Genomic DNA, 14,761 nt, shown 5'->3' on the forward strand with positions numbered 1-14,761 from the left:
AAAGTCTTACCTATTGTCATAAGCCGAGAAACTGTTATATACAGCATACATCGGCTTTATCTGGTATGAGGCTCCGGAAAAGGAACAGAATTTCTCTATGCTGATCGACATGATTGATGCCAGTGAGGCAAGAGAGGATGATGAAAGCTTCAAAAACCCTGTGGATCTGCTTTTTGATGAGCTTGAAGCAGAGAAGCCGAATCACTTTGCGGTGCGCCAATATAAAAAGTACAAATTGGCCGCCGGCAAGACAGCGAAAAGTATTTTAATTTCATGCGGTGCAAGGCTTGCTCCGTTTGATATTGCAGAGCTTCGGGAGCTTACCAGTTATGATGAACTGGAGCTTGATAAGCTGGGTACTGAGAGGACGGCACTGTTTGTAATTATCTCCGACACAGATGATACATTCAACTTTATTGTCAGTATCATGTACACGCAGCTGTTCAACCTGCTCTGCGAGATCGCTGACAATGTTTATAACGGGAGACTGCCGATCCATGTGAGATGTCTATTGGACGAGTTCGCCAATATCGGTCAGATCCCCAAGTTCGAGAAGCTGATAGCGACCATCAGATCGCGTGAAATATCGGCTTCTATTATTTTACAGTCAAAGTCCCAGCTCAAGGCTATTTATAAGGACAATGCGGATACCATCGAAGGCAACTGCGACACAACCCTGTTTTTGGGAGGCAAGGAAAAAACGACCTTGAAAGAAATGGCAGAGATCCTCGGTAAAGAAACCATTGACCTTTATAATACCTCGGACACAAGAGGTACGAGCCAGTCCTACGGTCTGAATTACCAGAAGACCGGAAAAGAACTCATGAGCCAGGATGAGATAGCAGTCATGGACGGTGGGAAATGTATCATGCAGCTGAGAGGCGTGAGACCTTTTTTCTCAGACAAATACGATATAACGCAGCATAAGCAGTACAAGAAGCTGTCCGATTATGACAAGAAAAACGAATTTGACATTGAAAAATATGTCAAGAACCTCTGTCATGCGGTGGTTAAGCCGGAGGACAAGATGGATGCGGCATTTGAATATGATGCCGCTACAGGAAAAATTGAACAGGTACAAGGCGAAACGGAGGAGAAATCCCAAACCTGAGCCGGAGCCACACTTACAACTTCATAGGATGAAGCTAAACGGATCCTTTAGGACAAACCTGATGCGGATTCCATCCATAAAGGAAGCAGACGATGAGCGCCTACCAAGCAAACATCATCATCTGCCCCAAGCGGGAATGGCATAACCAGACCCTGTGTTCATTTTATCAGATATGTGCGACGTCGCACATATTAAGTATAGATGAAGCAGGGTATTTTTATGCCTTCCAAGAGTAACTGAAACAAATAACAAATTTTGGAAGGAGGAATTCCAAGATCATTTCCGGAAATCAACATAATAACTGGGATTTAAGATTTTGGAAAACAAAGACATGACATTTTTTACTAATAGCGTAACAGCCCTTAAAACCGTCGTAACCGCCATCGGCGCAGGTGTAGCCGTATGGGGAATCATCAACTTGCTGGAGGGCTATGGTAACGATAACCCTGGTGCTAAATCACAGGGAATCAAGCAGCTGATGGCGGGCGGAGGTATCGTAATCATCGCCCAGACGGTGATCCCTCAGCTTACTTCTCTCTTTTCATAAGGAGAAGATCACGATAGATGAACACTATCGTTGAAAAGATTACCGAACTCATAAAGGAAATGCTGCAAGGTTGGGTAATGTCTAACCTCGAAGGAATGTTTACCGATGTGAATACAAAGGTAGGCACTATCGCCGGAGAGGTTAGCCAGACTCCCAGCGCATGGAACGCAGGTATTTTCAATATGATCAAAAACCTGTCAGATACGGTCATCATACCGATAGCCGGGATCATCATAACCTATGTGCTGTGTTATGAGCTGATAACGATGGTAATAGACAAGAACAACATGCATGAATTCGATACGAGCCTTTTCTTCAGATATCTTTTCAAGGCCTGCATAGCAGTAATGCTTTTAAGCAAGACCTCGGATATCGTTATGGCGATCTTCGATGTGGGCGGTCACATGGTAAGTGAGGCTGCCAGTGCCATCACTGGCTCCACTTCGCTTGATGTGGGAGCCACGATTCAGTCCATGTTTTCGTCACAGCTGTCAACCATGGAGATAGGTGAGCTGATAGGTCTTGGCATAGAAACGATGTTCTGCAGCTTTTGTATGAAGATCATGTCCGTTTTGATCACCGTCATATTATACGGGCGCATGATTGAAATCTATCTTTATGTTTCGGTAGCACCGATGCCTTTTGCAACCCTTGTGAACAGGGAGTGGGGAAGCATCGGATCCAACTATATCAAAGGATGCATAGCACTGGCTTTTCAGGGATTTTTCATTATGGTATGCGTGGCAATCTACGCAGTCCTCGTAAATGCTGTGGCAGTGGCTTCAAATCTGCACTCAGCACTTTGGCAGGTAATGGCTTATACCGTTGTCCTGTGCTTCTCTCTGTTTAAGACCGGATCACTTGCCAAGAGCATCCTTCACGCGTCGTAGAACGGAGGTGACTAAAAACATGGCAATCGCAGTTGATGTGGCAAAGGACCCGAAGGCGATCAAGTCGAAATTCATCGGGAATTTCACAAAGCGTCAGGTCATTTGCTTTGGAGCGGCTGCCGTGGTGGGAGTACCATTTTATCTTCTGACAAGAAAGGTAATCGGGACGGACGTGGCTGCCCTCATGATGGTGGCAGTCATGCTCCCGTTCTTCTTTATAGCGATGTATGAAAAGGACGGAGTGCCTGCGGAGCAGTATTTGAAGCAGGTCATTGAGATGAAATTCATCCGGCCCGGGATAAGAAGGTACAAGGTGGAAAACCTCTACGAGCAGTTAAGAGAAAGAGAATCTATGGAAAAGGAGGTGGAAGCTCTTGAACGCAAGCAAAAAAAGTGGAAAGAAGAGCGTTACGGCAAAGCAGACGGCAAGTCAAAAGAAGACAACTAAACCTGCAAAAGCCGTGCAGAGCAAGAAAGGCGGCAAGTCGCTGTTTGAGAGATTCACGGGACTTACGCTTGCGGAGTTCTTAAAGCTGAAAAAGCTTAAAAAAACGCTCTCCGGAGATAATGGTCAGTCCGGCAAGCAGATTTCCACACAGCAGACCATTACCTTTGACAAGATGTACCAGGATGGCATCTGCAAGGTTAGAAAGAATTATTATACGAAGATGATCGAGTTTTATGATCTGAACTATGTGCTTCTGGATGAGGAAGAAAGGGCGGATATACTGGGGCTGTATTCACAGCTCATAAATTATTTTGATCCGACCATCAGCTTTCAGATTTTCCTCTTCAACAGGCATGTGAATGAGGAAACGCTGGCGGCACAGTTTGAGATCTCACCCCAGGGAGATAAGTTCGACGATATCCGTGAAGAGTTTTCGGATATGTTAAAGAGCCTGTCTGCAAAGGGAAACAATGGAGTCATCAAGAGCAAATATATCATTTTCGGCATTGAAGCAGAGAATATCAAGGAAGCAAGGCAGAGGTTCATAAGCCTTGAGGCAGATATCATAAAGAACCTCAAAAACCTTGGTACCAATGCGAAGTGTCTCGACGGAAAGGAACGCTTAAGAGTCCTGTATGAGTTTTTCAATCAGGATAAGATGGAACCTTTCCGTTTTTCATTTAAGGAAATGGCAGAGTCCGGCAATACGGTTAAGGATTATATCGCACCGCAGGGCTTTGAGTTCCGTTTCCCCGGAAGATATAAGATGGGGCATATGTTTGGAGCTACGAAGTATCTTGACATCATATCCCCGAAGCTCAATGACGAGTTGCTTAAGAGGCTCTTGGATATAGACAGCAATATCTCCATATCTATCCACATGAGAACCATTGAGCCTACAGAAGCGATCAAGCTCTTAAAAAGAGCACTGTCGGATGTTCAGAAAACAAAGATCGACGAGCAGAAAAAAGCAGTCAGAGCCGGGTATGACATGGACATTCTTCCTACAGACATTGTTCTGTATGAGAAAAATACCATGGAGCTTTTGGATGATCTGAACACCAGTAACCAGAAGCTTATCTGGACAACGATCCTGATATCAAGTTTTGGAAGAAACAAGAAGGAACTGGAGAGCGTGTCACAGAGGGTGTCGGGTATCATTCAGCAGGCAAACTGTAGGCTTATCGACCTTCAGTACAAGCAGGAGGTGGCGATGAATGCCGCAGCTCCCATCGGTATCAATGAAACGAAGGAAGGCAGGCATCTGATCACGAAGAACCTGGCGATCCTTGTGCCGTTCAATACGCAGGAGCTGTTCCAGTCGGGACAGTCTTTGTATTACGGACTGAATGCCCTAAGTAACAACATGATCATGGCAGACCGTAAGAAGCTTCGTACACCGAACGGCGTAATCTTAGGTACGCCCGGTTCCGGTAAATCATTTTCTGCAAAGCGTGAGATCCTTGGGAGCTTTCTTGTATCAAGGGATGACATTTTGATCTGTGATCCCGAGGGCGAGTATTACCCGCTTGTAAAGGCACTTGGCGGCGAGGTGGTGAAACTGGCAACCAATTCAAAGGATTATCTTAACCCTATGGATATACAGCTTTCACATAAGAATGACAGGGAAGCACTTAAGCTTAAGTCAGACTTTTTGATCACGCTCTGTGATGCTATCGCAGGCGGGGAGACAGGTCTTGCAAATGATGAAAAGGGTATCATCGACCGCTGTATCGAGGGTATTTATGATGAGTATTTCAAGGACCCGAGACCGGAGAATATGCCTATACTGGAGGACTTATATAACGCACTGGTTAAGTATGAGCCGGACAAGGCAGTATCAGAGGAGCTTGCCATTGATGCAAAGCAGAAGGCGGTTCGTATTGCCAACAGCCTTGTTTTATATGTGCATGGTTCTCAGAACTATTTCAATCACAGGACAAACGTGGATTCCCAAAACCGTATTGTCTGCTTTGACATCAGAGACCTTGGAAAGCAGCTGAAAGAACTGGGAATGCTGATTGTGCAGGATGCGGTATGGAACAGGGTTTCCCGTAACCGTGAGCGCAGGGTGGCTACCCGTTACTACTGTGACGAGTTCCACTTACTTTTAAGAGATAAGCAGACTGCGCAGTATTCAGTGGAAATCTGGAAGCGTTTCAGAAAGTGGGGCGGTATTCCCACGGGTCTGACGCAGAACGTGGGAGACTTCCTTCGTTCGGAGGAGATCGAGGGTATCCTTGGTAACAGCGATTTTGTATATCTCCTTAACCAGAACGCAAAGGATCAGGTGATCCTGGCAGACAAGCTGGGACTTTCTGAGAAGCAGCTCCAGTATGTAACAAACTCTGAATCCGGGTGCGGACTCATTCTTTTTAATGATGTGGTCATTCCGTTTGCGGACAGATATCCGACAGATACCAAGACGTATGCGATTATGAACACTCGTCCACAGGAGGAAGAGGAACATACTGCTGACAAGGGAGATGATGTGGATGGCGAAGAAAAAGAATAATACGGCAAGGAAGGAAGTATCGGACATAACCGGGGCAAAACCCGAAGGATTTGATACGAAAGCCGATGCCGGAGATTTTAAGAAAGCACGGGCGGGTCCTACGGGATCCGCTGATGGAAAGGTAAAGAGCAATGCTCACAAAAGCAAGGTCGTAAGCGAAGCACAGGAGATGTTTAATGCTGCGCCTGCAAATACGGTTTCCCAGGCAGAAGAGAAGAGCAGAAAGGTCAATCAGGAATTCTTTAAAAAACATGAGAATGAAGATGATAAAAATACCGAGTATGCTTCTCAGCGTGAGGAAACAAGGGCACTCCGTAAGCACAGGCAGCATGAGAGCCGTGCAAGGGTAAAGGATAGCTTCATACAGTCAGATGGAGATTTCCATGGAAAGACCGGATTTGTGGAAGAGACAGGTGCTGAAACGGCAAAGAGCCATAAGCTTGAGATGCTTGAAAAGAAAGCGGAAAAGGCTGGTGCTAAAACCCAGAAGGCGAGAAAGAAATTACCACAGCGTAAGGAGTACAAGCTGGTGCTGCATTTCGATGAAAAGACCGGGAAAGTAACCTATGAGCTTCAGACTAATAAGGTACTAAAAAAGCCGAAGTCAGATAATCCCATAACTGCCGCAAACCGCAGGGCGATGATGGAAGCGCAGGGACTGGTGCATGACAAGATATCGGAGGATGAAAAGGATAACTCCGGTGTTGAAGCTGCCCACAGGACAGAAGAGGCCGGTGAAGCCGTTATCGTTCATGCGAGAAATATAAAGCATGGCGTACAGGCAAAGCGAAGCAATAAGGTAGCGGCTCTTGAAAAGAAGCAGTTCAAGGCGGAGGTGAACTTCAGATATCAAAAGTATTTGGAGGAAAACCCGGAGGTCAAAAAGAAAGCCATACAGAAACGTCTTCAGAAGCAGCGTATCAAGCGTGAGTATGCCAAGGCACTTAAGAAAGGAACGACTGAGGCAAAGCAGGCTGCCGGATATGCAAAAAAAGCGGCAACAACAACCACAAACATGGCTAGAAAAGTAGCAGAGTTCGCAAGGAAGCATATCGGAGCGATAGCGACAATAGGCTTGTTCGGACTCTTTTTTATGCTTATAGCCGCAGGTATATCAAGTTGTTCTGCCGTACTTAACGGTGGCTTGTCAGCTACTATGGCAGGAAGCTATCAGAGTCAGCCAGCTCAGCTTGATGCATCGGATGAAGCCATGACTTCAAGGGAAATGGCATTGCAGAACACCATAGACAGCATTGAGGAAGATTATCCCGATTATGACGAGTACAACTATAACCTGGAAGAAATCGGGCATAACCCTTTTACGCTGATCAATTACCTGTCAGCCATAAAGGTTGATGTGGTGGCTGCGGACTGTGATGCGGAGATCGAATCGCTTTTTGATGAGATGTATGAGCTGACCCTTACACCGAGGGAAGAGACACGAACCCGCACGGTGACTGTTACGAATGAGGAAACCGGTGAAGAGGAAGAAGTGGAAGAGGAATATACCGTTACGATCCTTGATGTGGAGCTTACCCGTAAGCCTTTGGAGGATATCGTAGCAGAGCGTCTTACCGGGAATGATGATGCAAGTACGCTTTATGCGGCATATCAGCAGACCAATGGTGCGCTACAGCAGTTCTATACGCCTCTTGATACGGACTGGTACAGCCTGATAAAGAGCTACTACGGATACAGGAAGAATCCTATCACCGGAGAGAACCAGTTCCACAGAGGTATTGATATCGCAGTACCGGAAGGGACAGAGGTTTATGCCGGGCATGACGGAACAGTAACCACGGCAGCCTATGACGATGATTATGGGAATTATATCGTGATCACGGATTCAAAAGGCTTTACTACGAAGTATGCGCATCTTGAAAGTATGAATGTCAGCGCAGGGCAGACAGTAAGGCATGGAGAGATTATAGGTAAGACCGGAAGTACGGGAGCCGTAACGGGAAGCCACTTACATCTGGAGTGCTTATCGGATGGAGAGTATTATAATCCGCTTTTCTATTTTGAAAACGGTAACGGATCCATTTATGGCACGACAGATCCTATCGGTGGCAGTGGCGATGTAGCTGCACTTATAGCAGAAGCGGAGAACTACCTCGGATACCCGTATGTATGGGGAGGCAGCAATCCGTCAACAAGCTTCGACTGTTCGGGCTTTGTATGTTATGTACTTACTCACAGCGGTTATTGCAACATGCCAAGAACTACTGCTCAGGGTATTTATAACCAGTGTACACCGATCAGTGCATCAGAAGCGAGAGCCGGAGACATTATCTTTTTCACGGGTACATACAATTCCGGTAATCCTGTAACCCATGTCGGTATCTATGCCGGCAATGGTCAGATGATACACGCAGGAGATCCTATCAAATACTCTTCCATCAACACACCATACTTGCAATCGCATTTCTATTCATTTGCGAGAGTTCCAGGGCATTAAGTATAAGGAGGCAAGATGAAAAGAGAAACAATCAAGAAAAACCGCATTCATGCCGCCGAGAAGAAAGAGTATTACACCGAGCGTGAGAAATACTGGGCAAGACTCGAACAGGAAGCGGATGATGCGGAAGCGATGAAGATCATCAGAAAGAAACATATAACACCGGAGCAGTTGGCACTGTTTAACAGCCTTTCTGAAAAAGAGGTTGCGGACATGATAGCTGCAAGGGATAAGGAATCAAAACAGACCCCGCCCGATGAAGGCGGGGCCTTTCATGCAGAAAATGAAAAGGAGACAAACGAAAATGCAAAGAAAGTTATCAGTTAGGATTATTGCATCGCTGATCTTATCGGTGATGCTATTTGCACTGCCGGTCGGGGCATTCGTAGCGAACAGCTCCACGGCAGTATCGGTATATGCCGAAGAGAGCGTGACAGGTAATGAAGCAGGAACTACAGATGATTCGTCATCAAGTGATGATGCTTCAGATAGTGGTTCTACAGATGAAGGAACAGATACAACAGTTGAAAACCCTACAGGCGGGGATAATTCCTGTGCCGGGGACGGTTCCAACACAGGAGACAGCACATCTGAAAATGAATCCGGAGATGGTGAGACTGGAGAAGATGATCCCACACCGACTCCTGAACCTACACCTGAGCCGGAACCTGAGTGTATCTGTGACCACAAGTGCAGCCAGTATGATTACAACAAAGAGTGCCCCGTGTGCAGCAAGAATTATAAGGACTGCGAATATAAGGAGCCGAGCGTAAAGATTACGATCAATACTCCTTCTGGATGGTATTCAAGCGGTACATCTGCAAAGGTCACTTTTAAGGTCGAGGATATTCTTGATACCGGGAACTTTGCCATAAAGTCTGTAAGGGCAAAGGTTGGACAGAATGGTAGCTACAACGATGTAACAGAGGATATGTTCCTTGAAATTTCCGAGAACTGCACTGTGTATGTGCTTGTTACCGATGCCAATGATAAGAGTTATGAGAGAAGCCGTTCCATCAAATGCTTTGATACAAGCAAGCCCACCCTTAATGCGGCGGTATCGGACGGACTTCTTACTATCCAGGCATCCGATAATGACTCCGGTGTAAAGGTTATTTATGTGAATGGGTATGAGTTTACGGATGTTACAAACGGAACCGTGAATATCCGCCTTTCCCAGTTTGATGCAGGCTATGAGTATTTCACGATCACAGCCATGGATAATGCCGGGAATGTGTCGGAGGTTTATAAGACAAAGAATCCATACTATAAGGATCCTAATTCTGATGATGATAGCAATCCGGCAGAACAGCTTCCTGCAAGTGCAGAGGCAACGAAGCCTTCCAGTGCGACAGCAACGGTTACAGATCATACCAAGACTGACAGTAATGGAAATACGACAAGCACTACAAGTACCACAACCAGCACCAATACATCTCCCGAGGCACAGAAGAAAGCCGAGTTTGCCAAGGCTGATGCAGAGGAAGCCGCTTTATCAGATGGAGAAAACGGTGAGGATATGAACCTTGGAAAAGAGTTCTATACCATTGAAGCTGCAAGCGGAAAGGTCTTTTATCTGATCATTGATCGTGACGGACAGGAGGAAATGGTTTACTTCCTGACAGAGATCACGGAAAATGACCTGCTTAATGTAACAACAGATAATTCGGAGACTCTGCCTAAGAACTCAGCGGCTCTTGAATCGCAGATCCCTGTGACGGAGAGCGCATTGCCTAACAACAATACGGATATCGACGATACCCACGAAGTTGAGACTCCTACTGAGACACCGGAGGAACCACAGGAGACTGAACCGGAGGAGGCTGCCGAAGAGGAGCCGGAAGAGCCTGTTAAGAGCAATCCGCTTTTGGGATACATCATCATGGCAATCTTTGGAGCTGGTGTGATCGGAGCTGCATATTATTTCAAGGTTGTTAAGAAAAAGCAGGACGGCGATTTTGTCGAGGATGAGGATGAAGAAGCCGAAGAGGAAGTATATGCAGACGATGCAGATGAGCAGGAAAAGGATCCTAATGACGCCTGGTTTGATAATGCCGATGATGCGGCAGATTATCCTGAACCTACAGAAGAACAGAAAGACAGACCTGCTCCTACGGCGGAGGATATGGAAGATGCAACAATATCTGATACGGAAGAGGAGAGCGCAGCAGATGTATCAGAAAAAGATGAATAAACACATTTACGGCGGAGAGGATAACCTCTCCGTCATCTTTTGAAAGGAGAAATGAGTTTTATGGAACAGACAGCAGAAAAAAAGAAGATGGATGAGATCACCATCAAGTTTGGCAAGGGCTGTGTCGGAGAGCCTTTTACGGGAAAGGATGGCAAGGAGTATAAGCAGATCCTTATTCCCAATAAGGATGAAAATGATCACAGCCCCTGGGCAACATTTGTGGCAAGGTCAAATGCGGTGCATGAGGATCAGTATGGTAAGGGTATGTGGATGAAGCTACCTGCCGATGGTCATACCACAGTACGCAAGGATCACTGCGTCGGAGAAGGTGCTGACGGTAAGAAGATTTGGGAGACCGAAAAGACCAAAGTATCCAACAGAGATCTGAAAGGCATGGTGGAGTTCTATAAGTCCAGAGGCAAGGAGCAGGAGGAAAAGCCGAGGGAGTCCTTAAAAGAGAGACTTTCCGAGAAAAAGGCGGAAGTATCACAGCAGAAGCATGATGCACCTCAGAAGACTGCCACCAAGTCGAAGGAAGCTTCTTTATAAGGAGGCTGCTATGGGGTACAAGTTAGTGGTTACTGAAAAGCCCAGTGTGGCTAGAGCTTATGCGGATGCCCTTGGCGTAAAGAACACGCAGGACGGTTATATCGAAGGAAACGGATATATCATTTCGTGGTGTGTAGGACACCTTATTGAGCTGGCACAGCCGGATGCATATGATCCCGCTTTAAAGAAGTGGTCATATAATTCGCTCCCGATCATGCCGGGGAACTGGCAGTATGAGATCAAAAAGGATACGAAAGCCCAGTTTAAGGTACTTAAGAAGCTGATGCACGATAAAGGTGTGGATGAGGTTATCTGTGCTACCGATGCCGGACGAGAGGGGGAGCTGATCTTCCGTCTTGTATATGAGCAGGCAGGCTGTGATAAACCTATCAAGCGTTTATGGCTTTCATCTATGGAAGAGAGTGCCATAAGGGAAGGCTTTGCCAATCTGAAACCCGGATATATGTACAACGACCTGTATCAGAGTGCTTTATGCAGACAACAGGCTGACTGGCTTGTGGGTATCAATGGTACAAGGCTTTTCACGGTGCTTTATAACAGACTTTTGAAAGTCGGAAGGGTGCAGACTCCTACACATGCAATGCTTGTGGACAGAGACGAAGCAATCCGAACCTTTAAGAAAGAGCCGTTTTATACCTGCCATATAGATGTAAACGGCATGGAAGCGGTATCTGAAAAGTTCAAGACCGAAGATGAGGCAATGTCCATAGAGGGATGTGCCGTATTTAACCCGGTGCGTATTACGAAGGTGGAGGAAGAGGAAAAAAGTATCGCACAGCCGAGACTTTATGACCTTACCACCCTGCAGAGGGATGCCAATCGTATCTTTGGATTTACGGCAAAACAGACCTTGGATTATACCCAGAGCCTTTATGAAAAGCGTCTTTGTACTTATCCGAGGACGGACAGCCAGTTTTTATCCGATGATATGGGACAGACTGCGGAGGATGTGATCGGAGCGGTGTTTAAGAGCGTATTAAAGATGCCGCAGGATTATTCACCGGATATCGGCAGAGTCTTAAACAGCAAAAAAGTCACAGACCACCACGCCATCATTCCCACGATGGAAATAGCAAAACAGGATATGGATGCACTTGCAGAGGGAGAGAAGAAGATTCTTTCCCTCATTTCATATCGTGTCCTTTGCGCTACATCCGGGAGACACATTTATAAGAGCGTAAAGGTGGAGCTTGACTGCGATGGTTTTAAGTTCCATGCAAGCGGAAAGACGGTCATATCCGAAGGCTTCAAGAAGTATGAAAAGTTGCTCAGAAACCGCTTTAAGGTAAAACCCGATGCTGAGGATGAGGAAAAGTCTTTGCCAGTAGTGCATGAGGGACAGAGTTTTAGGGATGTGAATCCAAGAGTCGTAGAGGGCTTCACGCAGCCACCAAAAGCTTTTACTGAAGACACACTCCTTAAGTATATGGAAACTGCCGGAGCTTCGGAAATGGATGATGATGTGGAGCGTAAGGGGCTTGGTACACCTGCCACCAGAGCGGATATCATCGAGAAGCTGGTAAAAGACGGTTTTGTCAAAAGAGATAAGAAAAAGCTGGTTCCCACGGATGATGGGATCAAGCTCATAACCATCCTGCCTGATGCGGTGAAATCTCCGCAGATGACGGCGGACTGGGAAAACGCACTTGTCCTTGTCTCCAAGGGTGAGATGAGTGCGGATGCCTTTATGAAGGGCATTAAGGACATGGTAACTGATTTGATAAAAACATACAGTAGCGTAAGTGAGGAGGAAAAGAAGATGTTTGGTTCAGAAGAAGCAATCGGAAAATGCCCTAAGTGTGGCGGAGATGTTGTTGTCGGCAAGTATGGAGCATACTGCACCGAGAAGTGCGGCATGAGCCTTGGCTATGCCATGGGAAGAAAGCTTGACGAGGAGCAGATCAAGAAGCTTCTTGCAGGAGAAAAGATCTTTATGAAAGGTCTTAAGAGCAAGAAGGGCAAGAGCTACGATGCTTTTCTTAAGCCTGAAGGTGTAGAAGCATACGACTACACCAATAAGGATGGCGAAGAGAGGAGCGGTTTCCAGTTCAAGTTTGCTTTTGAGTTTCCGGAGCGTAAGAAGAAGGGAGAGTGAGCAACATGAAGAAAGCAGTAAAAGTATTACTGGGCATTGCGGTGGCAGGGGCTTCGGTCTCTGCTGCGGCCTTAGCCGTAAAGAAGTACAGGGACAGTAAAAGGAAGTATGTCTGTGATGATGACTACTTTGATGAAGAGCCGGATGATTTCGATGAAGAATATCATCTTACACCCGAAGAGGAAGAGGAGCTTATCAGCAAGGATGATCATGATTTTGGAGCATCTGATGATGATTACTATCCCGGTAAATATGCTGATATTAGCATTCTGGAAAAAGAAGAGGTTGCTTTTATCAAGAATATCCTCGAAGGAATCAGGAATGTCGGATACCTTATGAATGTGAAATTTGAGGATATTGAAAGACTTTGCCGCAGAAGAAATATCTCCAATGCAGAAAAGCTGGAGCAGATCAGAGCTATTTGCATGGCAGGAAAGGATAACAATGATCTTTTGGACGGATGCGTTGAAGATATTTCAGATATGGTAAGCGAGAACACCCCGGAGGATTTCTGGGATTTTCTTGAAGATTATACAAAGAAGAAGGAGGACGAAAACGATGCAGAATAACAATGTGATTGCAACAGAGGTTGCAGAAAAGCCGAAGACAAGTGGCAAGGCACGCTTCACAGCCTATATGCAGGGCATGAAGAAGCTGGAGCGTAAGGCTCAGATGCAGAATGAAGTAGCAATGAAGGGAGGAGCAAAAGCATGAATTACGAAGAATTTAAGCAGGAAGTGGCAGACCGTATCAAGGAGTTTCTGCCTGAGAAGTACGCAGATGCGGATGTTTCCATTCAGACAGTTGTGAAGAACAATGATCAGAAACTGGATGGTCTTATGGTAAAGCTTGAGGACAGCAATATCGCTCCCAACATTTACCTTAACCAGTTTTATGAGCAGCATGAGGACGGCAGACCTATGGATGATATCCTGGCTGCAATCGCTGATGTCCGTACACAGCATGAGATGTCACAGGATTTTGATGTGAGCAGACTTACGGATTTTGACAGCGTGAAGGACCGTATCACTTGCCGACTTATCAATGCAGAGCAGAATGCGGAGTATCTTGCAGATAAGCCTCATACAATGGTGGATGATCTGGCTGTCACATATCATATCGCTATTGGTAAAGAAGAGAGCGGCACAATGAGCGCACCTATCACCAACAGGCTCATGGAGAGCTACGGGGTGGATGTAGAGCAGCTTCATAAGCTCGCCCTTGATAACATGGACACCCTTACACCGGCAACTTTCAAGAGCATGACGGAGACCATGGTGGATATGATGCTTCCCGATATGATGCGAAGCGGAATGTCCGAGGAAGAGGCAAGGGAGGCCATCGCCGGTATGATCCCGCCTACACCTGATGAGATGATGTATGTACTTTCCAATGAGGATAAGCTTAACGGTGCGGCAGTTCTCCTTAACGATAAGGTCATGGATGATATCACCGAGAAGCTGGGTCAGGACTACTTCATTTTACCTTCGAGTGTGCATGAGGTGCTGATCGTACCTAAGAATGACCAGATGGATCTTAAGACTCTTGAGAGCATGGTTCAGGATGTGAATGCCACACAGGTAGCACCGGAGGAAAGGCTTTCCGATCACGTATATGCCTATGACGCAAAGGAACATGAGCTTTTCCGTGCTGACAAGGCAGAGGAGAGGGCTGCAGCAAAAGAAGCAGAGGCTTCAAAAGAAGCGACAGTTACAAAGGCTGAAGCAAAGGAAGAGAAGAAGCAGGAGCGTCCTTCCCTTAAGGAGAGACTTGCTCAGAAGAAAGATGTTGTTGCCAAGAATGAAGCGAACAGAGAGCCTCGTCAGATGAATAAGGACAGAGGCGCACAGGCTTTGGCATAAGTATTTTTGCTTTGGAACGGGAGAGGGGCAGTGATGCCCTTCTCCCATAATCTTTATAAGGAGAAACAGGC

12 protein-coding genes and 1 pseudogene are annotated in these 14,761 nt (G+C 46.2%); all 13 read left to right on the top strand.

Annotated elements, in window-relative coordinates; genetic code table 11:
- Window positions 1-22 precede the first annotated feature (22 nt).
- Window positions 23-1,111, top strand: a pseudogene (locus tag DS742_RS25020) (VirD4-like conjugal transfer protein, CD1115 family); the annotation flags it as partial.
- Window positions 1,112-1,442: 331 nt separating this feature from the next.
- Window positions 1,443-1,658 (top strand): Maff2 family mobile element protein, encoded by a 216-nt coding sequence (locus DS742_RS25025; RefSeq protein ID WP_117419658.1) that lies wholly within the window; start codon window positions 1,443-1,445, stop codon window positions 1,656-1,658.
- Window positions 1,659-1,675: 17 nt separating this feature from the next.
- Window positions 1,676-2,548, top strand: coding sequence for a VirB6/TrbL-like conjugal transfer protein, CD1112 family (locus DS742_RS25030; protein WP_026667050.1), 873 nt, complete (start codon window positions 1,676-1,678; stop codon window positions 2,546-2,548).
- A 19-nt stretch (window positions 2,549-2,567) separates the two neighbouring features.
- Window positions 2,568-2,996, top strand: a complete 429-nt coding sequence (locus tag DS742_RS25035; protein WP_092871267.1) for a PrgI family protein — start codon at window positions 2,568-2,570, stop codon at window positions 2,994-2,996.
- Window positions 2,923-5,511 carry a VirB4-like conjugal transfer ATPase, CD1110 family gene (locus DS742_RS25040; RefSeq protein WP_341457703.1) on the top strand — a complete coding sequence of 863 codons (2,589 nt, stop codon included), beginning with the start codon at window positions 2,923-2,925 and terminating at the stop codon, window positions 5,509-5,511. The genes DS742_RS25035 and DS742_RS25040 overlap by 74 nt, the downstream gene beginning before the upstream one ends.
- Window positions 5,492-7,969: a CD1108 family mobile element protein gene (locus DS742_RS25045; protein WP_170313584.1), complete on the top strand. Its 2,478-nt coding sequence runs from the start codon at window positions 5,492-5,494 to the stop codon at window positions 7,967-7,969. The genes DS742_RS25040 and DS742_RS25045 overlap by 20 nt, the downstream gene beginning before the upstream one ends.
- A 15-nt stretch (window positions 7,970-7,984) precedes the next feature.
- On the top strand, window positions 7,985-8,296 hold the full coding sequence (locus DS742_RS25050) for a hypothetical protein (protein ID WP_034468466.1): 312 nt from the start codon (window positions 7,985-7,987) through the stop codon (window positions 8,294-8,296).
- Window positions 8,274-10,163: a CD1107 family mobile element protein gene (locus DS742_RS25055; protein ID WP_117419660.1), complete on the top strand. Its 1,890-nt coding sequence runs from the start codon at window positions 8,274-8,276 to the stop codon at window positions 10,161-10,163. The genes DS742_RS25050 and DS742_RS25055 overlap by 23 nt, the downstream gene beginning before the upstream one ends.
- 60 nt (window positions 10,164-10,223) lie before the next feature.
- The gene (locus tag DS742_RS25060; protein WP_117419661.1) at window positions 10,224-10,712 is read left to right on the top strand and encodes a hypothetical protein; all 489 of its coding nucleotides are present in this window, start codon (window positions 10,224-10,226) and stop codon (window positions 10,710-10,712) included.
- A gap of 10 nt (window positions 10,713-10,722) precedes the next feature.
- The gene (locus DS742_RS25065; RefSeq protein ID WP_117419662.1) at window positions 10,723-12,828 is read left to right on the top strand and encodes a DNA topoisomerase 3; all 2,106 of its coding nucleotides are present in this window, start codon (window positions 10,723-10,725) and stop codon (window positions 12,826-12,828) included.
- A 5-nt stretch (window positions 12,829-12,833) separates the two neighbouring features.
- Window positions 12,834-13,397, top strand: a complete 564-nt coding sequence (locus DS742_RS25070; RefSeq protein ID WP_117419663.1) for a hypothetical protein — start codon at window positions 12,834-12,836, stop codon at window positions 13,395-13,397.
- The gene (locus DS742_RS29070; protein WP_170313585.1) at window positions 13,387-13,542 is read left to right on the top strand and encodes a hypothetical protein; all 156 of its coding nucleotides are present in this window, start codon (window positions 13,387-13,389) and stop codon (window positions 13,540-13,542) included. Before DS742_RS25070 ends, DS742_RS29070 begins: the two co-directional genes overlap by 11 nt.
- Window positions 13,539-14,690, top strand: a complete 1,152-nt coding sequence (locus tag DS742_RS25075; protein ID WP_117419664.1) for a DUF5688 family protein — start codon at window positions 13,539-13,541, stop codon at window positions 14,688-14,690. Before DS742_RS29070 ends, DS742_RS25075 begins: the two co-directional genes overlap by 4 nt.
- Window positions 14,691-14,761: the final 71 nt, after the last annotated feature.

The sequence above is a fragment of the Lacrimispora amygdalina genome, from assembly GCF_003432035.1.
Classification (GTDB): Bacteria; Bacillota; Clostridia; order Lachnospirales; family Lachnospiraceae; genus Lacrimispora; species Lacrimispora amygdalina.